The 20,780-nt window shown below is 63.4% G+C and carries 17 protein-coding genes and 1 tRNA gene; 13 read left to right on the top strand and 5 right to left on the bottom strand.

Going from position 1 to position 20,780, the window contains the following annotated elements; all coding sequences use genetic code 11:
- Positions 1-80: 80 nt before the first annotated feature.
- From ACXAG6_RS09400 to ACXAG6_RS09385, 4 genes are all read left to right on the top strand, one after another.
- Positions 81-926, top strand: coding sequence for a MurR/RpiR family transcriptional regulator (locus tag ACXAG6_RS09400; protein WP_475337181.1), 846 nt, complete (start codon positions 81-83; stop codon positions 924-926).
- 34 nt (positions 927-960) lie between these two features.
- Positions 961-1,926, top strand: a complete 966-nt coding sequence (locus ACXAG6_RS09395; RefSeq protein WP_475337180.1) for a TAXI family TRAP transporter solute-binding subunit — start codon at positions 961-963, stop codon at positions 1,924-1,926.
- Between the two features lie 101 nt (positions 1,927-2,027).
- Positions 2,028-4,634 (top strand): TRAP transporter permease, encoded by a 2,607-nt coding sequence (locus tag ACXAG6_RS09390; RefSeq protein WP_475337178.1) that lies wholly within the window; start codon positions 2,028-2,030, stop codon positions 4,632-4,634.
- Positions 4,631-5,062 carry a universal stress protein gene (locus tag ACXAG6_RS09385; RefSeq protein WP_475337177.1) on the top strand — a complete coding sequence of 144 codons (432 nt, stop codon included), beginning with the start codon at positions 4,631-4,633 and terminating at the stop codon, positions 5,060-5,062. Before ACXAG6_RS09390 ends, ACXAG6_RS09385 begins: the two co-directional genes overlap by 4 nt.
- Before the next feature lie 123 nt (positions 5,063-5,185).
- On the opposite strand, the gene ACXAG6_RS09380 is transcribed toward ACXAG6_RS09385, so the two are convergent.
- Positions 5,186-5,359 carry a hypothetical protein gene (locus ACXAG6_RS09380; RefSeq protein WP_475337176.1) on the bottom strand — a complete coding sequence of 58 codons (174 nt, stop codon included), beginning with the start codon at positions 5,357-5,359 and terminating at the stop codon, positions 5,186-5,188.
- A 242-nt stretch (positions 5,360-5,601) separates the two neighbouring features.
- Here ACXAG6_RS09380 and ACXAG6_RS09375 point away from each other — a divergent pair, with 242 nt between their 5' ends.
- Entirely contained in the window at positions 5,602-6,675 is a 1,074-nt protein-coding gene (locus ACXAG6_RS09375) for a DUF475 domain-containing protein (RefSeq protein WP_475337174.1), read from the top strand.
- Between the two features lie 147 nt (positions 6,676-6,822).
- Here ACXAG6_RS09375 and ACXAG6_RS09370 read toward each other — a convergent pair.
- Positions 6,823-6,909 (bottom strand) — tRNA-Leu (locus ACXAG6_RS09370).
- 122 nt (positions 6,910-7,031) lie between these two features.
- Here ACXAG6_RS09370 and lipB point away from each other — a divergent pair.
- Positions 7,032-7,682, top strand: a complete 651-nt coding sequence (gene lipB / locus ACXAG6_RS09365) for a lipoyl(octanoyl) transferase LipB (protein ID WP_475337173.1) — start codon at positions 7,032-7,034, stop codon at positions 7,680-7,682.
- A 4-nt stretch (positions 7,683-7,686) separates the two neighbouring features.
- Here the strand turns inward: lipB and ACXAG6_RS09360 are convergent, their stop codons facing one another.
- Entirely contained in the window at positions 7,687-8,214 is a 528-nt protein-coding gene (locus tag ACXAG6_RS09360; RefSeq protein ID WP_475337172.1) for a hypothetical protein, read from the bottom strand.
- A 393-nt stretch (positions 8,215-8,607) separates the two neighbouring features.
- Between ACXAG6_RS09360 and ACXAG6_RS09355 the strand changes: the two genes are divergently transcribed.
- Positions 8,608-10,506 (top strand): PhoX family protein, encoded by a 1,899-nt coding sequence (locus tag ACXAG6_RS09355; protein ID WP_475337171.1) that lies wholly within the window; start codon positions 8,608-8,610, stop codon positions 10,504-10,506.
- Between the two features lie 81 nt (positions 10,507-10,587).
- On the opposite strand, the gene ACXAG6_RS09350 is transcribed toward ACXAG6_RS09355, so the two are convergent.
- Positions 10,588-11,937: a helix-turn-helix domain-containing protein gene (locus ACXAG6_RS09350; RefSeq protein WP_475337169.1), complete on the bottom strand. Its 1,350-nt coding sequence runs from the start codon at positions 11,935-11,937 to the stop codon at positions 10,588-10,590.
- Between the two features lie 225 nt (positions 11,938-12,162).
- Here ACXAG6_RS09350 and ACXAG6_RS09345 point away from each other — a divergent pair, with 225 nt between their 5' ends.
- From ACXAG6_RS09345 to acs, 6 genes are all read left to right on the top strand, one after another.
- The gene (locus ACXAG6_RS09345) at positions 12,163-13,551 is read left to right on the top strand and encodes a substrate-binding protein (protein WP_475337168.1); all 1,389 of its coding nucleotides are present in this window, start codon (positions 12,163-12,165) and stop codon (positions 13,549-13,551) included.
- Positions 13,552-13,747: 196 nt separating this feature from the next.
- On the top strand, positions 13,748-14,758 hold the full coding sequence (locus tag ACXAG6_RS09340; RefSeq protein WP_475337167.1) for a branched-chain amino acid ABC transporter permease: 1,011 nt from the start codon (positions 13,748-13,750) through the stop codon (positions 14,756-14,758).
- Between the two features lie 4 nt (positions 14,759-14,762).
- Positions 14,763-15,974, top strand: coding sequence for a branched-chain amino acid ABC transporter permease (locus ACXAG6_RS09335; protein ID WP_140013645.1), 1,212 nt, complete (start codon positions 14,763-14,765; stop codon positions 15,972-15,974).
- A 12-nt stretch (positions 15,975-15,986) separates the two neighbouring features.
- Positions 15,987-16,742, top strand: a complete 756-nt coding sequence (locus ACXAG6_RS09330; protein ID WP_140013644.1) for an ABC transporter ATP-binding protein — start codon at positions 15,987-15,989, stop codon at positions 16,740-16,742.
- 17 nt (positions 16,743-16,759) lie between these two features.
- Entirely contained in the window at positions 16,760-17,515 is a 756-nt protein-coding gene (locus ACXAG6_RS09325) for an ABC transporter ATP-binding protein (RefSeq protein ID WP_475337165.1), read from the top strand.
- Between the two features lie 109 nt (positions 17,516-17,624).
- The gene (acs, locus tag ACXAG6_RS09320; protein ID WP_475337164.1) at positions 17,625-19,574 is read left to right on the top strand and encodes an acetate--CoA ligase; all 1,950 of its coding nucleotides are present in this window, start codon (positions 17,625-17,627) and stop codon (positions 19,572-19,574) included.
- 746 nt (positions 19,575-20,320) lie between these two features.
- Here the strand turns inward: acs and ACXAG6_RS09315 are convergent.
- Complete coding sequence (locus tag ACXAG6_RS09315) at positions 20,321-20,770, bottom strand: YtoQ family protein (RefSeq protein WP_475337162.1); 450 nt, start codon at positions 20,768-20,770, stop codon at positions 20,321-20,323.
- Positions 20,771-20,780: the final 10 nt, after the last annotated feature.

Genomic DNA, 20,780 nt, shown 5'->3' with positions numbered 1-20,780 from the left:
GATTCAAACATTGACAACGGCTGAAACAATGCGGACGGTCAATCCAACTGCAGCGGGGGAATGTTTTGCCAACATTCGAGATGCGCCTGAGCGAGAAATACGGGGAGCTGAGCGGCACCCTGCGGCAGGCGGCCGACTATCTCTCAGCCAACCCGGTGAATGCGGCCACCCGCACCCTGCGCACCGTATCGCGCGACAGCGGCGTATCTCCGGCCTCCTTCTCCCGGCTTGCCCGTGCGCTCGATTATGGCGGATTCGAAGAGCTGCGCGAGGAGATGCGCCGCAAGATCAACCGCCGCGTCAACGATTTTGCAGGCCGCGCCGAACAGCTTCAGCAGGCCCATAGCGAAAACCGCGCAAGCTTTCTGGATGCCCACCTTGCCGCCTGTCAGGCCAACCTCAAGGAGTTTGCCGAAAGCGTTGACCGCGCAGCATTGGATGCTGCGGTCGACAAGATCGCGGCGGCCCGCAAGGTGCTGCTGCTGGGTGCGCTCGGCTCAACGGGCGTGGTGGAATACCTGTCTTACATGGCCAATTTCTGTGCCGACAACTGGGTCATGGCTGGGCGCATGGGCGCCTCCCTCGGGGGCGGGCTCACCGGGCTGGATGCACGCGATGTGCTCATTGTCGTCACCAAGCCGCCCTTCTCCGACAGGGCGATCCGCGCGGCAGAGCTGGCGCAGAGCAAGGGCGTTCATGTGGTGCTCATCACCGACACCCACAAATGTCCGGCCTTGAAACATGCCGACGCAGGCTTCATCGTCGCAACCAACAGTCCGCATTTCTATTCCTCCTACGTCGTCACGATGTTCCTTGTGGAGACGCTTATCGGGATATTGGTAAGCCGTTCCGGGCCAGCAGCCCGCGCAAGAATCGCTGAGGTGGAGGGGGCAAACCGGGTCTTGGCAGAAGTCTGGGATCTATAAAAAACATCGAACATCGAACCAAAGGGAGATGATAATGTTCAACAAACTGAAACTCACGGCTATTGCCGCGGCCACTACCGCGCTGATGGCCCCGGCCGCGCAGGCCGAGGAGTTCATCACCATCGGCACCGGCGGCGTGACCGGCGTGTATTACCCCACCGGCGGCGCGATCTGCCGTCTGGTGAACAAGGGTCGCCGCGACCACGGCATCCGCTGCTCGGTCGAATCCACCGGTGGCTCGGTCTACAACGTGAACACCATCAAGGAAGGCGAGCTGGAATTCGGCGTTGCCCAGTCCGACATCCAGTACAACGCCTTCAACGGCGTGGTGCAGTTCGAGGACGGTGCCTTTGAAGGCCTGCGCGCGGTGTTCTCCGTGCACCCCGAGCCCTTCACCGTTGTGGCCCGCGCCGATTCCGGGATTTCCACCTTTGAAGACCTCAAAGGCAAGCGCGTGAACATCGGCAACCCCGGCTCCGGCCAGCGGGCGACGATGGAAGTGCTGATGGAAAAGATGGGCTGGACCGCGGGCGACTTTGCCCTCGCCTCCGAACTGAAGGCTGCCGAGCAATCCGCCGCGCTCTGCGACAACCAGATCGACGCGATGGTTTACACCGTCGGCCACCCCTCCGGCTCCATTCAGGAAGCCACCACGGCCTGTGACTCGGTGCTGGTGGAAGTCTCCGGCGACGCGGTGAACGCACTCGTCGAAGAGTTCCCCTTCTACTCCGTGGCCACCATCCCGGGCGGCATGTATCGCGGCAATGACGGCGACACGACCACCTTCGGTGTGCGTGCCACGCTGGTGACCTCCGACGCCGTGTCGGAAGATGCCGTGAAGGCGCTCACCGCTGCGGTCTTCGACAATTTCGAAGACTTCAAGGGTCTGCACCCCGCTTTCGCCAACCTGACGATGGAAGAGATGGCCACGCAGTCGCTCTCCGCCCCGCTGCACCCGGGCGCTGAGGCCTACTACAAGGAAAAGGGCCTGATCGAGTAATCGACCGGCACTGACACGATCCCGGGGGGCGGCGCGCCGCCCTCCGGACAACGGGGACCAAGAATGACAACAGGCCAGAATGGCCGACACGGGGGTGGACCATGTCCAAGGAAAATCGCGCGCTCAGTGAAGAAGAGCTACAGGAACTCGTTGCCGCCTCCGACAGTGGCGCACGCTCGGTTCCGGGCACATTGGGCACGGCGATTGCTGTTGTCGCCCTTGTCTGGTCGATCTTTCAGGTGCTGCTCGCCTCGCCATGGGCGCCCTACATCCTGCCCGGCGATCTGATCAACAATTCCCGTCAGATTCACCTCGCCTTCGCCATTTTCCTCTCCGCCATGGCCTACCCGCTCTGGAAAGGCGCATCGAAAACCTCGGTGCCCTGGTATGATTGGGTGCTGGCGCTCGGCGGTGCCGCGCTGGCGATGTATGGCTATATCTTTTACGACAAGATCGTCAGCAACGGTGGCCTCGCAGATGACACCGACGCCATCGCGGCGCTGCTCGGCCTGATCCTGCTCTTCATCGCCGCCTACCGCACGCTGGGCCCCGTCATGGTGGCCCTCGCGGTTGTGTTTTTGCTCTATGTCTTCTTCGGCTCGTCCGAAGTGGTGCCCGACCAGATCCGCTGGGCCGGTGCCTCGCTGCGCAAGGCCATGTCGCATATGTGGATCACCTCAGAGGGCGTGTTCGGCATCGCGCTCGGCGTGTCCACCAAGTTCGTCTTCCTCTTCGTGCTCTTTGGGGCGCTGCTGGATAAGGCGGGCGCGGGCAACTACTTCATCAAGATGGCCTTTGGCGCGCTTGGCCACCTGCGCGGCGGGCCTGCCAAGGCCGCCGTTGTGGGCTCGGCGGCCACCGGCCTCATCTCCGGCTCTTCCATCGCCAACGTGGTGACCACCGGCACCTTTACCATCCCGCTGATGAAGCGCGTCGGCTTCTCCGCCGAAAAGGCCGGCTCGGTCGAGGTGGCAAGCTCGGTGAACGGGCAGATCATGCCCCCAGTGATGGGCGCGGCGGCCTTCCTGATGGTCGAATACGTGGGCATCTCCTACGTCGAGGTCATCACCCACGCCTTCCTGCCTGCAATCATCAGCTACATCGCGCTGGTCTACATCGTTCACCTCGAAGCGGTGAAGAACAAGATGCCGACCATCGGCAACAAGGTGGTGAACCTCTTCAACACCATCCTTGGCATGTTCGCCTTCTTCGCCGGTTTTGCCATCCTCTGCTACGCCACCAAGTTTCCGGTGCAGGCGATCACCTCGATGTTCCCCGAAGGCTCGGGGCTGATCCTCGCGGCGCTGCTCGGCCTCGTCTACCTCGGCCTGATCTACCTCGCCTCCACCGTGCCGGACCTTGAGCCAGACGATCCCAACGCCGAAGTGGTGGAACTGCCGGACATCCCCAAAATCTACAAATCGGGCCTCTACTACCTGCTGCCGATCATCGTGCTGGTCTACTTCCTGATGATCGAGCGCAAGTCGCCCGGCCTCTCGGCCTTCTGGGCCACCTTCCTGCTCTTCGGCATTCTGCTGACGCAAAAGGCGCTCAAGGCGATGTTCCGGGGCGAAAGCGCGGCAATGAACAAGCTGAAGGACGGGCTGGTGGACCTCTATGAGGGCATGATCGACGGCGCCCGCAATATGATCGGCATCGGCCTTGCAACGGCCACCGCCGGTATCATCGTAGGCACCGTCTCGCTCACCGGCATCGGTCAGGTGATGGCCGACTTTGTCGAGTTCCTCTCCGGCGGCAACCTGATCCTGATGCTGATCTTCGTGGCGATCCTGTCGCTGATCCTCGGCATGGGCCTGCCAACCACGGCCAACTACATCGTGGTCAGCTCGCTGATGGTCGCCGTGGTGGTGGAGCTTGGCGCGCAGTCGGGCCTCGTGGTGCCGCTGATCGCGGTGCACCTCTTCGTCTTCTACTTCGGGATCATGGCAGATGTAACGCCACCCGTGGGGCTTGCGAGCTTTGCGGCGGCGGCTGTTTCGGGGGGCGATGCCATCCGCACTGGCTTCACCGCCTTCTTCTACAGCCTGCGCACGGTGGCCTTGCCCTTCGTCTTCATCTTCAACACCGACCTGCTGCTGATCGACGTGACATGGATGCAGGGCATCATCGTCTTCATCGTCGCCACCATCGGCATCCTCGTGTTCACGGCGGCCACGATGAACTTCTTTCTGGTCAAAAACCGGATCTATGAAACCGTGGCCCTGCTGGTGATCGCCTTCGCGCTGTTCCGCCCCGGCTTCTTCATGGATCAGATCCAGCCACCCTTTGCCGATATCGAGCCTGCGGGCTTCGAGCAGGCGGTGGGCGAGGCAACGCCAGGCGATACGCTCCGAGTCGTGGTATCGGGGCCGGACTTCGACACGCTGGAGATGAAGGATACCACGCTGGTGCTTCAGGTGCCCGAGGGCGATGACGCCGCCGCGCGTGTCGAGGCGATGGGCTTCCTGATGGTGCCCGAGGAGGGCCGGATGTATCTTGACGAGCCCGCCTTTGGCTCGCCGATCGCCGAAGACCTCTCCAGCTTCGACTTCTACGGCGACGACCGGGTCGAGATCACCGCAGTGCGGGCACCGGTGCACGGCCTGCCCAAGGAGCTGATCTTTATCCCCGCGCTGCTGCTGCTGGGGCTGATCGCCTTCCTGCAACACCGCCGCAAAGAGCCCGAAATGGAAGGAGCCCCGGCATGACCGAAGTCGTTCTCTGCGCCGTCGACATCAACCGCCCCGAAGAAGAGGCCTCTGTTCTGCGCGAAGCCCAGAATCTGGCCGCCTTCTACGGTGCCACGCTCGATGTCATCACCGTTGTGCCCGATTTCGGCGCCTCGGTTGTCGGCTCCTACTTTGAGGCACACCACGTCAAAACCGCCCGGGATGGCGCGGCTACCTTGCTCAACAAGATGGTAGAGGGCGTCATCGGGGATGAGGCCAACAAGCACGTCCGCCACGTTGTTGCTGTTGGCACGGTTTATGAAGAGGTGCTGAAGGCCGCACAGGTCACCGGTGCCGATCTGATCGTGATCGGAGCCCACGGGGAGGACTTCAAGGATTACCTCCTCGGCCCCAATGCCGCCCGCGTGGTGCGCCACTCCAAGTGCTCGGTGCTGGTCGTCCGCTAGAGGCCACCAAAACGAACCAGCGCCCTTGCAACAGGGGCGCTTGCACCTTGGCCAGTGCGGCGCCGCCCACCGGCCCGGTCGCCCAAGGACGGGGCCGATTGGCTAGGCCTTCAACGTGACGAACTAATCAAAGATCTCCGGCACATTGCCATCACCCATCCCCGCCTCCACGGCGGCCATGAGGTTTTGCGGTCGGCCCTCGGCAATCTCGGCGCGGGCGCCAAGGTCGCTGACACCATCCACCGCGTAGTTCTTACAGAACCCCATGAAGGGCGAGTTGGAGGGGCCGGTCGACATGATCTCATAAAGCTGCGCCCGGTCCCCCCCCCCGTGGCTTAACCGAAGACACGCCTGCCGGACCAAGCCGGAAAAACAGCGAAAGACACCTCGATGACCCTGTGAAAGATCAACGCTCACCCTTACCTTCATTCCAACGCGCCCCTGCGCGATAAACCGGTGACCGGGCCCCTCTGGCGGAAGTGACGGCGCTTCCGTGATGTCGGCATCCAGATATTCCAGCCGCCCGCAAAGACGAGACCATGGCACAAGAGACCCTCCGCCCCGGCAAGGCTGCATCAGCACGCGGCCTGCTCTCCTATTTCAAATGGGCTTTCATCGTAACGGCCCTTGGCGTCCTCCTTGGTGCATGGCTCGGCTGGGTCACGACGGGCACCCTTGCCGGCACCCTCGGCATCGTCTTCATCTGCTCGGTGCTCGCGGTGCTGGAAATTTCACTGAGCTTCGACAACGCAATCGTCAACGCCAACAAGCTCAAGGACATGCGCCCTGAATGGCAGCGGCGCTTCCTGACGTGGGGCATCCTGATCGCGGTCTTCGGCATGCGGATCGTCTTTCCGCTGCTGATCGTGGTCGTGGCGGCCAAGATCGGCCCGTGGCAGGCCATCGTGCTCGCCGCCGCCCGGCCCGAGGACTACGCCACCATCATGCAGGATGCGCACCTGCCCATCGCGGCCTTCGGCGGCGCTTTCCTGATGATGGTCGGCCTCAGCTTCTTCTTCGACCGGGAGAAAGACATTCACTGGGTGCGCTGGCTGGAGCGCCGCATGGCCGATTACGCCACCATCCGCGGCATCGAGGTGGCCGTGGTTTTGCTCTTTACCATCGGTTTTTCACGGCTGCTCAAAGGTGCGGATGTGCAGGTGTTCTTCTCCGCCGCGATCTGGGGCCTGCTCACCTTTCTGCTGGTCGAGGTGGTCGGCGGCTTGCTCGACAGCAACCAGAAATCGGCGAACACCGCCGCAAAGGGCGGCATCGGCGCGTTTCTCTACCTTGAGGTTTTGGACGCCTCCTTCAGCTTCGACGGGGTGATCGGCGCCTTCGCACTCACCCAGAACCTGCTGATCATCGCTATCGGCCTCGGCATCGGCGCGATGTATGTGCGCTCGATGACGATCATGCTGGTGGAGAAGGGCACGCTCAACGAATACCGCTTTCTCGAACACGGGGCCTTCTATGCGATCATCGCGCTCTCGGTGGTGATGTTTGCCCAATCCGTCATCCACATCCCCGAAGTCATCACCGGCCTCGGCGGCGCGGCCCTGATCGGCATATCGCTCTGGTCGTCCATGCGCTGGAACCGCGCAAACCGCTGAGCGCGAATAGTATTTCCCGCCCAAGGCGCAAGCGCGATCGGCGCGAAGGGTGCAAAAAAAGGTGAGCTGCGGGAAGGATGGCGCGCCCGGTCGAACGGAGCTCGAACTCAAATCAGGAATCGACTGCGCCGTTCGAACTTGTGAGAATGGTGCGGTCGAGAAGACTCGAACTTCCACGGGTGTTACCCCACAGCGACCTCAACGCTGCGCGTCTACCAATTCCGCCACGACCGCACATCTTGGCTTGGTGCAGGGCTTCTAGCGAAAGCCCGGGCCGATGAAAAGCGGTTTTTTCAACCTTTGTCTTTTGCAGCCGGGGGCTGGATTCTTTCGGCCCCAACGGCATATCTGACGCCATGGTCGAATGGATCACATCGCCGGGGCTCACGCCCTATGAAGAGGCCGTTTCCCGAATGGAGGAACGGGCGGCGGCGATCCGTGCTGGCACGGCCTCCGAGGCGATCTGGCTGGTCGAGCACCCGCCGCTTTACACCGCCGGCACCTCTGCGCAAGAGGCCGATCTGCTCACCCCCAACCGCTTTCCTGTGCACGCCACCGGGCGCGGCGGGCAATACACCTATCACGGGCCGGGGCAGCGCGTGGCCTATGTCATGCTCGATCTGACCGAGCGGGGCCGTGATGTGCGCGCCTTCGTCCACAAGCTGGAGGCCTGGATCATCGCCACGCTGGCCGAGTTCGGCCTTTCCGGCGAGCGCCGAGAGGGGCGCGTGGGCATCTGGATCCCGCGCCCCGACAAGCCCCCACTGCCCGACGGCACGCCCCGCGAAGACAAGATCGCCGCCATCGGCATCCGCCTGCGCCGCTGGGTTAGCTTTCACGGCATTTCGATCAACCTCGAACCCGAGCTCGAGCACTTCTCCGGCATCACGCCCTGCGGCATCTCCGGCCACGGCGTCACCAGCCTCGTCGATCTCGGCCTGCCGGTCACGATGGACGATCTCGACCTCGCGCTAAAGCGCGCCTTCACCGCCACCTTCAGCGCGTAACCGACTAGATTGCGTTGGGATACACCGCTGTAAGCCCGGCAGGGTCCACGAGGTTGTAAACCCGCGCATTCGCGGCCCCGTTCGCCATCGCACGATTGGCCCCTACGACATTGGCCACCCGGTTGGCGTCATCCGCGTCAACCGCATCATCCCAAGCGCGCGCCGTGATCGCGCAGGTCGTGTTGTTGATGCTGTGGAAGTTCACGTAGGACGACCCGGCTTGTGGCAGGCTCGCCCAATAAATCGGGCCAGTGTAGTTAAGATCGGCGGCAATATCGCGCAGCTCCGCGTAATCCGCAGGAAGCCCGGCCCCTGTGGACGCCGCGTAGAGCGCACGCAGAGCGCCCCCTCGGGCGTGGCCGTTGATAAACCCGACAAGGGCCGCCTTCTTGCCCGCGTTGAGGCTGCCGTTGAGATGAAAACCAAACAGGCCACCCGCCGTTACCGCCACGACGGCTCGACACCCCAGCACCGAGGGGAATCCGATTTCGGTGTCGTCAAATCCGATCTCGCGTTCACACAGATAAATCATTTCGGTATCTCCATTAGAAATTAAATAACTTTCCCCGCGTCGGGCGGCGCGGCGCTTCAGACAATCCGGCCCGACACCGCCCTATGTGCCCCCCGGTCGCGCGGCCAGCGGGCTCCTGCGGCTCCGAGCAGCATCCGCAAAACCCATCGCGGCGGCAAGGCTGGCCATCTCATTTGGCGCGGTGCAATAGCGCCACTCACCCATAGCACGCTTTACTTGGCGCTTTTTCGCCTAAAACGTGTATTCACACAACCCGGCAGCAGGGGGCTTGTCATCTGCCCGTAACATCCCTGTCACAAAACCGATTCCGGCCCCGGTTACCTCCGGCCCGGAGCGAGAGCGTCGGCTTAACCACGCCTCGAAGTCACACCACAGCCAGGGAGCCCCCACGCGATGAACGACCAGAAACACAACCTCTCCTTTGACGACTGGGACGAGGTCAACTTCCCCCGCCCCGAAGAAAACGACTTTGACCGCGTGGTCGAGCGCGCCGTGTCCCGCCGCGGCTTCCTCGGCTCCGTGCTGGCCTTCGGCTCCGGCGCTGCTGTCATGGGCACCGGCCTACTCAAAGGCACCACCGCGCTGGCCGAAGCCCACGCGATGAAAAACCGCTTCCCCTTCACCCCCATCGACATTGCCACCGACCACGAGGTGCATGTGCCCGAGGGCTACACCTCCAAGGTGCTGGTGAGCTGGGGCGATCCGCTCTTTTCCGACGCCGAGGGCTATGACGTGAACGCCGGTGGCGGCGCCGTTGAAGGCTCCGACCGGGTGTTTGGCGAAAACACCGACGGCATGGAGCTGTTCTCCTTCGAAGGCCACGAGATCATCGCGGTAAACTCCGAATACGTGAACCGTGACGAAAACCTGCCCGCCGAGCAGGAAGGCACCCCGGCCAATGCCGATGACGTGCTGAAGCTGCAAAACCTGCAGGGCGTGACAGTGATGGAAGTGGCCCCGGGCGACGATGGCTACTCGGTCGTGGTCGACAGCCCCTTCAACCGCCGGATCACCCACAACACCCCGATGACCATCGCCGGCCCCGCCGCCGGGCATGACCTGATGAAAACCGAGGCCGACCCGACCGGCACCGAGAGCCTCGGCACCATGAACAACTGTGGCTCGGGTCGCACGCCTTGGGGCACCTACCTGACCTGCGAAGAAAACTTCAACGGCTACTTCGGCTCCACCGATGCCGACGCTCCCCGCCCCGATGGCTACGACCGCTACGGCATTGGCGCCGATGGCTGGGGCTACGACTACCACAAGCACGATGCGCGCTTTGACTACTCGAAAAACCCCAACGAGCCGCATCGCGTGGGCTGGATCGTAGAGATCGACCCGACCGATCCCGAGAGCACGCCCATCAAGCACACCGGCCTTGGCCGCTTCAAGCACGAGAACGCCGCCTGCGCCGTGGCCCCCGATGGCCGCGTGGTGGTGTATATGGGCGACGACGAGCGCGGCGAGTACATGTACAAGTTCGTCTCCAACGGCACCTGGGCGCCCGGTGCCTCCACCGAGGGCCTGCTCGATGACGGCACGCTCTACGCCGCCAAGTTCAACGAAGATGGCACCGGCGAATGGCTGGCGCTGACGCCCGAGAGCACCGGCATGGCCACTCTGGCCGAAGTGCTGATCTTCGCCCGCATGGGTGCCTCCGCCGTAGGTGCCACCACGATGGACCGCCCCGAGTGGATCGCCGTGAACCCCCACGCCATCGAGGCCTACTGCTGCCTGACCAACAACAAGAACCGCGGCGTGAAAGCCAATGCCGGGGGCGACGAAACCCCGGTCAACGGCCCCAACCCGCGCGAAACCAACAACTTTGGTCAGATCGTCCGCTGGCGTCCCTCCGAGGACGACCACGCCGCCGATACCTTCGAGTGGGATCTCTACGTCATGGCGGGCAACCCCGAGGTCTACCCGAACAACGAGTATGGCGGGTCCGACAACGTGACGCCCGGCAACATGTTCAACTCGCCCGACGGCATGGCGTTTGACAGCAACGGCCTGCTCTGGATCCAGACCGACGGTGACTACAGCAACGAAGGCGAGTTCGAGGGCCACGGCAACAACCAGATGCTGGTTGGTGATCCGGTGACCGGCGAAATCGCCCGCTTCCTGACCGGCCCGAACGGCTCCGAAGTCACCGGCGTCTGCTGGTCGGCGGACCGCCGCACAATGTTCGTCGGCATCCAGCACCCCGGCGGCAGCTGGCCCACCGGCGAGGGCCTGCCGCGCTCTTCGGTGATCCAGGTCACCCGCGACGACGGCGCGCTGATCGGCTGAGGCTGGCGCATACTCCGGGCGGGACATGTCCCGCCCCCTCCCCGGGGGGCCGCGCAACTGTGCGGCCCCTTTCCTTTAGCCCTACCCCTGCCGCCCGATGATCGAGGGCTCCCGCCGGGCCGGGCAGGCCTCACGCGGGCAAATCCGGCAGGAGGTGCCCAGCTCCAGCACCTGCTGCGCCTCCCGCGCGCCGCCAAAGCCCTCATCCAGCAGCAGCATATGCGCCTCAAACACCTGCGGGGCGTCAAAGGCGGTTTCCCCCACCGGGCGGCAGATTGCGAAGGCGGTAAACCTGCGCGGGCTGCGCCCGGCCATCTCCACCACCGCGCGCACCGGCAGCGTGGGGCGGGTGAGCGCGGCATAGAGCGGCCAGAGCGCGCAGGCTGCGCCAAAGCGCGGCATCGGAAAGCCCGACACCGGCTTGCGAAAGGTGAGCGTGCCCGAGCCGTCGCAGCCCACCAGCCCGATCTCGCCGGGCAGGCCGTCGCGCGGCAGGCTGGCGAGCCGCCGCAGCACGGCCTCCACCGGCTGCTGAAAACGGGCGGCCAGCGGCCCCGGATCATAGCCCAACTCATGCGCCGCCGCGGCGAAGGTGCCCAGCGGCATGGCCTCGGCATCGGCGCGGTAGCGCTCCAGCTGCGCTGTCGCCATCGCCTGCGAGGCCTCCCCCCTCAGCTGCCCGGCGGCATGCGCCTCTTGCACCAGCCTCTCGGTGCGCCCCGCGCCGCCCGCTTCCAGCGCCTCGATGTGAAAGCCCTGCCCCGCCAGCCACCCTTCCACCTCCTCCTGCGGCGTGCCCGCGCCCGCATCGGCGCTGCCGCCGTCATCAAGGTAGCGCACCAGCCCCTCGGCGCTTTCGGCCAGCCGGGCGCTGTCGTCATTGATGTTGCGGTGAAAGCGGTTCAGCCAGTCGCGGTCGAGGTCGGGCGTGTCGGCGAGGATCGCGGCCGTCGAGCGGATCGCGGTGACCGACGAGAGCATCTCGTGCAGGCTGGCGCTGAGGTGCGGGTCATGGCTGAGCCGGTCCGAGAGCGCCTCCACGCTGCGCTCGGCCTCCCGCACCCTTGCGCGGGTTTCCGCCAGCAGCGCGGCCCAACCGGGAAAGCGGCCCGCAAATTCTTCCACCCGGTCCAGCTCTTCCGCCGTCATCGCAGGCTGCGCCGCCAGCCCCTCGCGCGGGCCCTCCACCGCCGCTTCGCGCAGCGCATCCACCAGCGCCGTTTCCGCGCCCTCTGATAGCGCTACCGGCTCGGTGTCGAGCGCGCGGGCAAGGCTGACAAGCAATTTGCCGCCGATTCTGCGCCGGTTGTGCTCGATCAGGTTGAGGTATGAGGGCGAAATTCCGACCCGCTCAGCCAGCTCGCTCTGCTTGAGCCCAAGATCCGCCCGCCTTGCGCGTATCCGGCTGCCGGTGAGCACGCTCTTGGCCAAGGTATTTCTCCCGTGTTTTCAACGCGATTCTGCATCTGCGTGACAAGAACTTTACAACTTGGCTACACTGCCTGACAAAATCTTTACAGAAAAATCGTTTATGGCAAGGCGCTTGTTGCCACCTTTGCCCGAAACCCCTGATAATGAGGCAGCCCTTAAATGGGCCGTGGCGCATATCGGGGGAGGAGCCCCTTTGCCCCACATAAACTCAACGGGAGGACTTCCATGTCGACATCCAAGTTCACACGCCGTGGCGTGCTGAAAACCGGCGCCGTTGCCGGTGCGGGCCTCGCCCTGCCCACCATGTTTACCAGCCGGGCCAACGCCTACGTCAACGAGCCCACCGGCGACACCGTCACCCTCGGCTTCAACGTGCCACAGTCCGGCCCCTACGCCGATGAGGGCGCCGACGAGCTGCGCGCCTTCGAACTGGCCGTCGAGCACCTGAACGGTGAAGGCGACGGCGGCATGCTCAACACCTTCTCGTCCAAGGCGCTGAAGGGCAACGGCATCCTCGGCAAGAAAGTGGCCTATGTCACCGGCGACACCCAGACCAAGTCTGACGCCGCCCGCGCTTCCGCCAAGTCGATGATCGAAAAAGACGGCGCAGTGATGATCTCCGGCGGCTCGTCCTCCGGTGTGGCCGTGGCCGTTCAGGGCCTCTGCCAAGAGGCAGGCGTCATCTTCATGGCCGGTCTGACCCACTCCAACGACACCACCGGCAAGGACAAGAAGGCCAACGGCTTCCGCCACTTCTTCGATGCCTACATGTCCGGCGCCGCACTGGCCCCGGTGCTCTCCAACGAATATGGCAACGAGCGCCGTGCCTACCACCTGACCGCCGACTACACTTGGGGCTGGACCCAGCAGGAGTCGATCCAGGCCTCCACCGAAGCGCTCGGCTGGGAAACCGTCGAAAACGTGCTGACCCCGCTGGCGGCCACCGACTTCTCCTCCTACATCGCCCCGGTGCTGAACTCCGGCGCCGATGTGCTGGTGCTCAACCACTACGGCGGCAACATGGTGAACTCGCTCACCAACGCCGTGCAGTTCGGCCTGCGCGACAAGATGGTCAACGGCAAGCAGTTCGAGATCGTCGTGCCGCTCTACTCCGAGCTGATGGCCAAGGGTGCCGGCGAAAACATCAAGGGCATCCTCGGCTCGTGCAACTGGCAGTGGTCGCTGCAGGACGAGGGCACCAAGGCCTTCGTCAAGAGCTTCGGCACCAAATACGGCTTCCCGCCGAGCCAGGCTGCGCACACCTGCTACGTGCAGACCCTGCTCTATGCCGACGCCGTGGAGCGTGCCGGCACCTTCGAGCCCTGCGCCGTCGTGGCCGCGCTCGAGGGCGATGGCTCCTCGCTGGACGGCATCGACAGCGAGAGCAACTCGGGCCTCGTCTTCGACGGTCTGGGCAACGGCAAGACGCTGTACCGCTCCGCCGACCACCAGTGCTTCAAGGACGTGCTCGTCACCAAAGGCAAAGAGAACCCGACCTCCGAGTTCGACCTGCTGGAAGTTGTCGAAGTCACGCCCGTCGATCAGGTCTACTACGAGCCCGATCACCCGATGTTCGCCGGTGGCGATCTCGGCCAGTGCAACAACGGCGCCTGATCGCGCCACGCACCACCGGGGGGCGGCCACGCGCCGCCTCCCACCTCCCCCGCTCCACGGGGCCCGGGGCACAGCCCGGCAAGACCTAGAAACTTAGAGACCTCCCAAACAGGGACCAGTCGAGGCCAAACGCGCGGGGCAACGCCACCGCGCGAACGGTCGCATTAAAACACAAGCCGCTCTCAAGGTGGGGACGATGGACGCAATCCTACTTCAAATCCTGAACGGGCTCGACAAGGGCAGCGCCTATGCGCTGATCGCCCTCGGTCTGACGCTCATCTTCGGCACGCTCGGCGTGGTCAACTTCGCGCATGGTGCCCTCTTCATGATCGGCGCCTTCTGCGCCGTCACCCTGCAACGCCTGCTCTCGCTCAGCCATGAGGTGGAGGTGCCCGGGCAGGTCGACTTTCTCGGCAACCCGCTGATGGCCGATGTGCCCTACGTCACCGACTGGTTCGGTGAGGCCACGGGCAACGCCATCATCGACTGGTCGGTGCCGCTGGCCATCCTGCTGACGATCCCGGTCATGCTCCTCGTTGGCTACGTGATGGAACGCGGCCTCATCAAACACTTCTACAAGCGCCCCCACGCCGACCAGATCCTTGTGACCTTCGGCCTCGCCATCGTGCTTCAGGAGATCGTCAAGTTCTACTACGGCGCCAACCCGATCCAGACCCCCGCGCCAGATGCCCTCTCCGGCGTCGCTCAGGTGCTGCCCGGCGTAGTCTACCCGGTCTGGCGGATCGTCTACTTCTGCTTTGCTGCGCTGATCATCACCGGCGTCTTCGCCTTTCTCCAGTTCACCACCTTCGGCATGGTAGTCCGCGCCGGCATGGCCGACCGCGAAACCGTGGGGCTGCTGGGCATCGACATCGACAAGCGCTTTACCTTCATGTTCGGCCTCGCCGCCTCCGTGGCGGGCCTTGCGGGGGTGATGTACGGGCCGATCAACGCGCCCAATTATCATATGGGTATGGATTTCCTTGTGCTCAGCTTCGTCGTGGTCGTTGTCGGCGGTATGGGCAGCCTGCCCGGCGCCGTTCTCGCCGGCTTCCTGCTCGGCATCCTCGAAAGCTTCGCCTCCACCACCTGGGCCACCACCACCCTGCCCGGGATCAACCAGATCATCATCTACCTCGTTGCCATCATCGTCCTGCTGACGCGTCCGCGCGGCCTGATGGGGCGCAAAGGCGTGATGGAGGACTAAGAACATGCTCGGATTGAACAAGAAAGATACCAACCTGCTGCTGGTGGTCCTCGCACTCACCATGCTGGCCCCCTTCATCCTCAACCCCTTCCCGACGGGCAGCGCGATGGCGCAGTTCAACGCGGGCTACCCCGACCTGATGCAGCGTTTCGTGATCTTCGGGATCTTCGCCATCGGCTTCAACATCCTCTTCGGCCTCACAGGCTACCTCTCCTTCGGCCACGCGGCCTTCCTCGGGGTGGGCAGCTACTCGGCGGTCTGGATGTTCAAGCTGTTGTCGATGAACATCATCCCGGCGATCATCCTGTCGGTGATCATCGCGGGCCTCTTTGCCCTCGTGATCGGCTTCGTCTCGCTGCGGCGCTCGGGGATCTACTTCTCGATCCTCACGCTGGCCTTCGCGCAGATGTCCTTCGCGCTGGCCTACTCGGTGCTCACCCCCATCACCAACGGTGAAACCGGCCTGCAGCTCACACTGAGCGATCCGCGCATCCTCGGCTCCTCCGCTGCCGCTGACGGCTCGATCCCGGTGACCAACCTCTTCGGGCTGGAAATGCGCGCCGCCTACGATCTGGCCGTCGGCCCGTGGACCTTCACCTTCTCGGCGGGCTACTACTTCTGCGCCGTGATGCTGCTGCTGGCCTTCTACCTCGCCATCCGCATCTTCCGCTCGCCCTTCGGCATGATGTTGCGGGCGATCAAGTCCAACCAGACCCGGATGAACTACACCGGCCTCAACCCCAAGCCCTACACGCTGGCGGCCTTCGTGATCTCCGGCATGTATGCCGGCCTCGCCGGTGGCCTGATGGCAGCGATGGACCCGCTGGCCGGGGCCGAGCGGATGCAGTGGACCGCCTCGGGCGAGGTGGTGCTGATGACCATCCTCGGCGGCGCGGGCACGCTGATCGGCCCGGTGCTGGGCGCCGGCATGATCAAGTATTTCGAGAACATCCTCTCGAAGATCAACGAAAGCGTCCTGCACACATGGTTCGGCTTCATGCCGGACGGGATGGAAGATTTCTTCGTCTCCATCGTCTACCCGTTCGTCGGCAAGGGCTGGCACCTCACGCTGGGCATCCTCTTCATGCTCGTCGTGATCTTCCTGCCCGGCGGCCTCGTCGAGGGCGGGCAGCGGATTGGCCGGATGTTCCGGCGCCGCGGGGCCAAGGCCTCGGGTGCCGAGGCCGAAGCCGCAAAACAGCAACCCGGCGAATAAGGAGAGAGACCCATGGGAATTCTCGAAGTCAAAGGCGTCAACAAGCGCTTCGGCGGTCTCCAGGCGCTGGGCGATGTGAACCTGAGCGTGGAAGAAAACACCGTCCACGCCATCATCGGCCCCAACGGCGCGGGCAAATCGACCCTGCTCAACTGCCTCGTCGGCAAGCTGATCCCCGATAGCGGCTCGGTCAGCTTCGACGGCAAGTCGGTGCTGGGCCGCTCCCCGCATGAAATCAACCAGATGGGCATTTCCCGGGTGTTTCAGACCCCCGAGATCTTTGGCGATCTGACGGTGTTCGAAAACACCATGATCCCCTGCTTCGCCAAGCGTGACGGCACCTTCAGGCTCAACGCCATCGGATCAGTGCTGAGCCAGCGCGACATGCGCGACATGGCCATGACAATGCTTGAAGACGTGAACATGGCCGACAAGGCCGATGTCCATGCCGCCTCGCTCTCGCGCGGCGACAAGCGGCGGCTCGAAATGGCGATGTGTCTCGCGCAGGAGCCCAAGATGCTGCTGCTCGACGAGCCAACGGCGGGCATGGCGCGGGCCGACACCAACAACACCATCGACCTGCTGCGCGAAATCAAGGAAAAGCGCGACATCACCATCGCCATCATCGAGCATGACATGCACGTGGTCTTCTCGCTGGCCGAGCGCATCACCGTGCTGGCGCAGGGCACCCCGCTGGTCGAGGACACGCCCGAAAACATCAAGGGCCACCCCAAGGTGCAGGAAGCCTATCTCGGAGGCCACGGCTGAGGCCGGAGGAGAAAGACATGAACGTCAAACCCGACTTTTCCAAAAACGCCAACCACGCCGCCACCGCCCCGGCCTTCTTTTCGGTCTGGGATCTGGAGGCCTATTATGGCGAGAGCTACATCGTGCAGGGCATCTCCTTCAACGTTCACGAAGGCGAGATCCTTGCGCTGCTGGGCCGCAACGGCGCGGGCAAAACCTCCACGCTGCGCGCCATCGCCCGGCTGGATGATCCGCAGGTGACCCACGGCGAAATCTGGCTCGACCACGAGGCGCTGCACCTAAAAAAGGCGCATGAGGCCAGCCAACTCGGCATGGGCCTCGTGCCCGAAGATCGCCGCATCATCCCCGGCCTGACCGTGGAAGAGAACATCAAGCTGGCACAGATCGCCCCGCCCATCGGCTGGTCGCTCTCGCGCCTCTACGAGTTGTTCCCGCGCCTCGGCGAGCGCAAGAACCAAGAGGGCGTGACCCTCTCGGGCGGCGAACAGCAGATGCTCGCCATCGCCCGGGCCCTCTCGCGTGACATCAAGGTGCTCCTGCTCGACGAACCCTACGAGGGCCTCGCCCCGGTGATCGTTGACGAGATCGAAAAGACCCTGCGCATCATCAAGGAGCAGGGCATCACCACGATCATCGTCGAGCAAAACGCGGTGCGTGCGCTTGAACTGGCCGATCGGGCGGTGATCCTCGACACCGGCAAAATCGTATTTGACGGCACCGCCGCAGAAGTGCTTGAGAACGAGAGCCTGCGCGCCGAGTATCTCGCCATCTGAGTGCGACCTTTCGGGGGCTGGCCCTTCTCCGGGGCCGCCCCTACCACTTTGCACAGAGGAAGACCGGACCGCGCGGCGCAGCAGATGCCCCGGTCCAGAGGAGGACATGATGACCGAAGCCAAAACCTATCCGCCCAGCGCCGAGTTTGCGGCCAATGCCAATGTCGATGCCGCCAAGTATGAAGAGATGTACGCCGCATCGGTGAATGACCCGGAGGGCTTCTGGCGCGATCAGGCCAAGCGCCTCGATTGGTTCACCTTCCCCGAAACCATCAAGAACACCTCCTTCAAGTCCGATGACGTGTCGATCAAGTGGTATGAGGATGGCGTGCTCAACGTCGCCGCCAACTGCATCGACCGCCACCTTGAAAAGCGCGCCGACCAGACGGCGATCATCTTCGAGCCCGACGATTCCGAGACGCCCGCGCAGCACATCACCTACCGCGAGCTGCACGAAAAGGTCTGCCGCATGGCCAACGTGCTGCTCTCGCAGGGCGTCATGCGCGGCGACCGCGTGGTGATCTACCTGCCGATGATCCCCGAGGCCGCCTATGCCATGCTGGCCTGTGCCCGCATCGGCGCGATCCACTCCATCGTCTTTGCCGGCTTCTCGCCCGACGCGCTGGCCAACCGGATCAACGACAGCGGCGCCAAATGCGTCATCACCGCCGACACCGCCCCCCGCGGTGGCCGGGTGACCGCGCTGAAGAGCAACACCGATGCGGCCCTGCTGCACTGCTCCGACAAGGTCCGCTGCCTCGTCGTCAAGCACACCGGCGACCAGACCACATGGATCGAAGATCGCGACGTGGACGTGAAGGCGCTGATGGAAACCGCCGCCCCCGAGTGCCCGCCCCGCCCGATGAACGCCGAGGATCCGCTCTTCATCCTCTACACCTCGGGGAGCACCGGCAAACCCAAGGGCGTGGTCCACACCACCGGCGGCTACCTCACCTACGCTGCCCTGACCCACGAAGTGAGCTTCGACTACCACGAGGGCGATGTGTATTGGTGCACCGCCGATGTCGGCTGGGTCACCGGCCACACATATATCGTATACGGCCCGCTGGCGAATGGCGCGACCACGCTGATGTTTGAAGGCGTGCCGACCTACCCCAACGCCTCGCGCTTCTGGCAGGTGGTCGAAAAGCACAAGGTCGCCCAGTTCTACACCGCCCCCACCGCCCTGCGCGCGCTGATGGGCCAGGGCGACGACTACGTGAAGGGCGCCGACCTCTCCTCGCTCAAGGTGCTCGGCACCGTCGGCGAGCCGATCAACCCCGAGGCGTGGAACTGGTATCACAACGTGGTCGGCGGCGGCAAAACCCCGATCGTCGACACATGGTGGCAGACCGAGACCGGCGGCCACATGATGACCCCCCTGCCCGGTGCCCACGCCACCAAACCGGGCGCGGCGATGAAGCCCTTCTTCGGGGTGCAACCCGTGGTGCTCGAACCCACCACCGGCGAGGTGATCGAAGAGACCCCTACCGAGGGCGTACTGGCGATCAAGGACAGCTGGCCCGGCCAGATGCGCACCGTCTGGGGCGACCATGAGCGCTTCGAGAAAACCTACTTTTCCGACTACAAGGGCTACTACTTCTCCGGCGACGGCTGCCGCCGCGACGAGGATGGCGACTACTGGATCACCGGGCGGGTGGATGACGTCATCAACGTCTCCGGTCACCGGATGGGCACCGCCGAGGTCGAGAGCGCACTGGTGGCCCACGCCAAGGTCGCCGAGGCCGCCGTTGTGGGCTACCCGCATGAGATCAAGGGTCAGGGCATCTACTGCTACGTCACCTTGATGAACGGCGAGGAGCCTTCCGAGGAGCTCAAGAAGGAACTGCGCACCTGGGTCCGCACCGAAATCGGCCCCATCGCCTCTCCCGACGTGATCCAATGGGCCCCCGGCCTGCCGAAAACCCGCTCCGGCAAGATCATGCGCCGCATCCTGCGCAAGATCGCCGAGAACGACTACGGCGCGCTGGGCGACACCTCCACCCTCGCCGACCCCTCGGTGGTCGACGACCTCATCGAGAACCGCGCCAATAAATAACGGTCGAACGGGCTGTAGGGTGGGTGAAACCCACCAATCGAAAGGCCGGGCCCTCAGCGCCCGGCCTTTTTCTCAATGAAATTTTCTCCGACCTGTCTTCAATTTTTGCCTTTGCGTGCTCGCTCAAACTACCTGTAGTTTACAGATATTATCTGCACTGAAACTGTTGCATCTGATGAGAAGGCGGACAGTCGCTCAAGGAATGTATTTGAACTTCGTATCACTTCTCCCCAATCAATGTTGTCTGAGAATTTCTCAGAAGATTGGTTTATTGTATTGGGACGCATGGTCGTGAATAGTAAGTCTGTGTAGCACAAAGTTCTAACTGAATACGGCGGCACTACCTGATCAAAGGTCCAATATCCTTTCTTTTCCAATAGGTTTCTAGAATGACCATTGAACCAGACTTCAATATCGAAGGTAATTCGCGCAACTCTTCTTGGTGTCCAATTCCAAACAGTAACGCTAATAGGTCCAGCTGATCCGCAATGTTTGTTATCACCGCTTCTAGGATTCCAAATCCCGGCCGTTAGGCTAGGCCCTACAAGGAGCCCCAGGCTGCCAAAGGATAAAACAACCAAAAGCACGAGGGCGATGAGATGTAACTTACCGTTTCCTGCCAGTGACCCCAATTGTATCTTCATGTAATTAGCTATCCCCCATAAGGCTGCTTATCCAAGCAGTGATGGTTGCTTTAAATGTGGTTTCGCAACCGCGTAGGATGGGTAGTCTGCCCACCGCGCTCCCTACCCCGGCAGCCGCCCCTCAAGCACATAGCGCAGCATCTGAGCCACCTGCTCAGGCCGCTCCGCCACCGCCAGCGCCGCCGCATCCACCTCTTTCAAGGCATGCTGATGCTCCGCCCCGTGCAACACGATCAGCGACTTGCCCAGGGCGGCGGCCATCCCGGCGTCAAAGGCCGCGTTCCACTGCTTGTATTTCTCGCCAAAGCGCACCACCACCACATCGGCCTGCTCGATGCCTCGCCGCGTGCGGATCGCGTTCAGCTTCGCACCCTTGTGGTCGTGCCAGAACTTGTCCGGCTCTGCGCCCAGAATGGCCACACCGCAATCGTCGCTCGCCGCGTGGTCGGTCACCGGCGCGCTGAAGGCCACATCAAGCCCCTTGCAGCCCTCGATGATCTCCTCGCGCCAATCGGTGTGGATCTCACCCGAGAGATAGACCTTGAGCGTCATGACCAATCCT

The sequence above is a fragment of the Vannielia sp. ABF1_015 genome (assembly GCF_056160745.1).
The sequence above is the reverse complement of the archived record's forward strand: the minus strand, read 5'-3'. Positions and strand labels throughout refer to the sequence as shown.

Coding starts and splice junctions, on each gene's coding strand:
- ACXAG6_RS09375 (WP_475337174.1), top strand. CDS start 5,602: ATGGCACAAGAGACCCTCCGCCCCGGCAAGGCTGCATCAGCACGCGGC.
- ACXAG6_RS09345 (WP_475337168.1), top strand. CDS start 12,163: ATGTCGACATCCAAGTTCACACGCCGTGGCGTGCTGAAAACCGGCGCC.
- lipB (WP_475337173.1), top strand. CDS start 7,032: ATGGTCGAATGGATCACATCGCCGGGGCTCACGCCCTATGAAGAGGCC.
- ACXAG6_RS09335 (WP_140013645.1), top strand. CDS start 14,763: ATGCTCGGATTGAACAAGAAAGATACCAACCTGCTGCTGGTGGTCCTC.
- ACXAG6_RS09385 (WP_475337177.1), top strand. CDS start 4,631: ATGACCGAAGTCGTTCTCTGCGCCGTCGACATCAACCGCCCCGAAGAA.
- ACXAG6_RS09340 (WP_475337167.1), top strand. CDS start 13,748: ATGGACGCAATCCTACTTCAAATCCTGAACGGGCTCGACAAGGGCAGC.
- ACXAG6_RS09315 (WP_475337162.1), bottom strand. CDS start 20,770: ATGACGCTCAAGGTCTATCTCTCGGGTGAGATCCACACCGATTGGCGC.
- ACXAG6_RS09355 (WP_475337171.1), top strand. CDS start 8,608: ATGAACGACCAGAAACACAACCTCTCCTTTGACGACTGGGACGAGGTC.
- ACXAG6_RS09325 (WP_475337165.1), top strand. CDS start 16,760: ATGAACGTCAAACCCGACTTTTCCAAAAACGCCAACCACGCCGCCACC.
- ACXAG6_RS09395 (WP_475337180.1), top strand. CDS start 961: ATGTTCAACAAACTGAAACTCACGGCTATTGCCGCGGCCACTACCGCG.
- acs (WP_475337164.1), top strand. CDS start 17,625: ATGACCGAAGCCAAAACCTATCCGCCCAGCGCCGAGTTTGCGGCCAAT.
- ACXAG6_RS09330 (WP_140013644.1), top strand. CDS start 15,987: ATGGGAATTCTCGAAGTCAAAGGCGTCAACAAGCGCTTCGGCGGTCTC.
- ACXAG6_RS09360 (WP_475337172.1), bottom strand. CDS start 8,214: ATGATTTATCTGTGTGAACGCGAGATCGGATTTGACGACACCGAAATC.
- ACXAG6_RS09390 (WP_475337178.1), top strand. CDS start 2,028: ATGTCCAAGGAAAATCGCGCGCTCAGTGAAGAAGAGCTACAGGAACTC.
- ACXAG6_RS09400 (WP_475337181.1), top strand. CDS start 81: ATGCGCCTGAGCGAGAAATACGGGGAGCTGAGCGGCACCCTGCGGCAG.
- ACXAG6_RS09380 (WP_475337176.1), bottom strand. CDS start 5,359: ATGTCGACCGGCCCCTCCAACTCGCCCTTCATGGGGTTCTGTAAGAAC.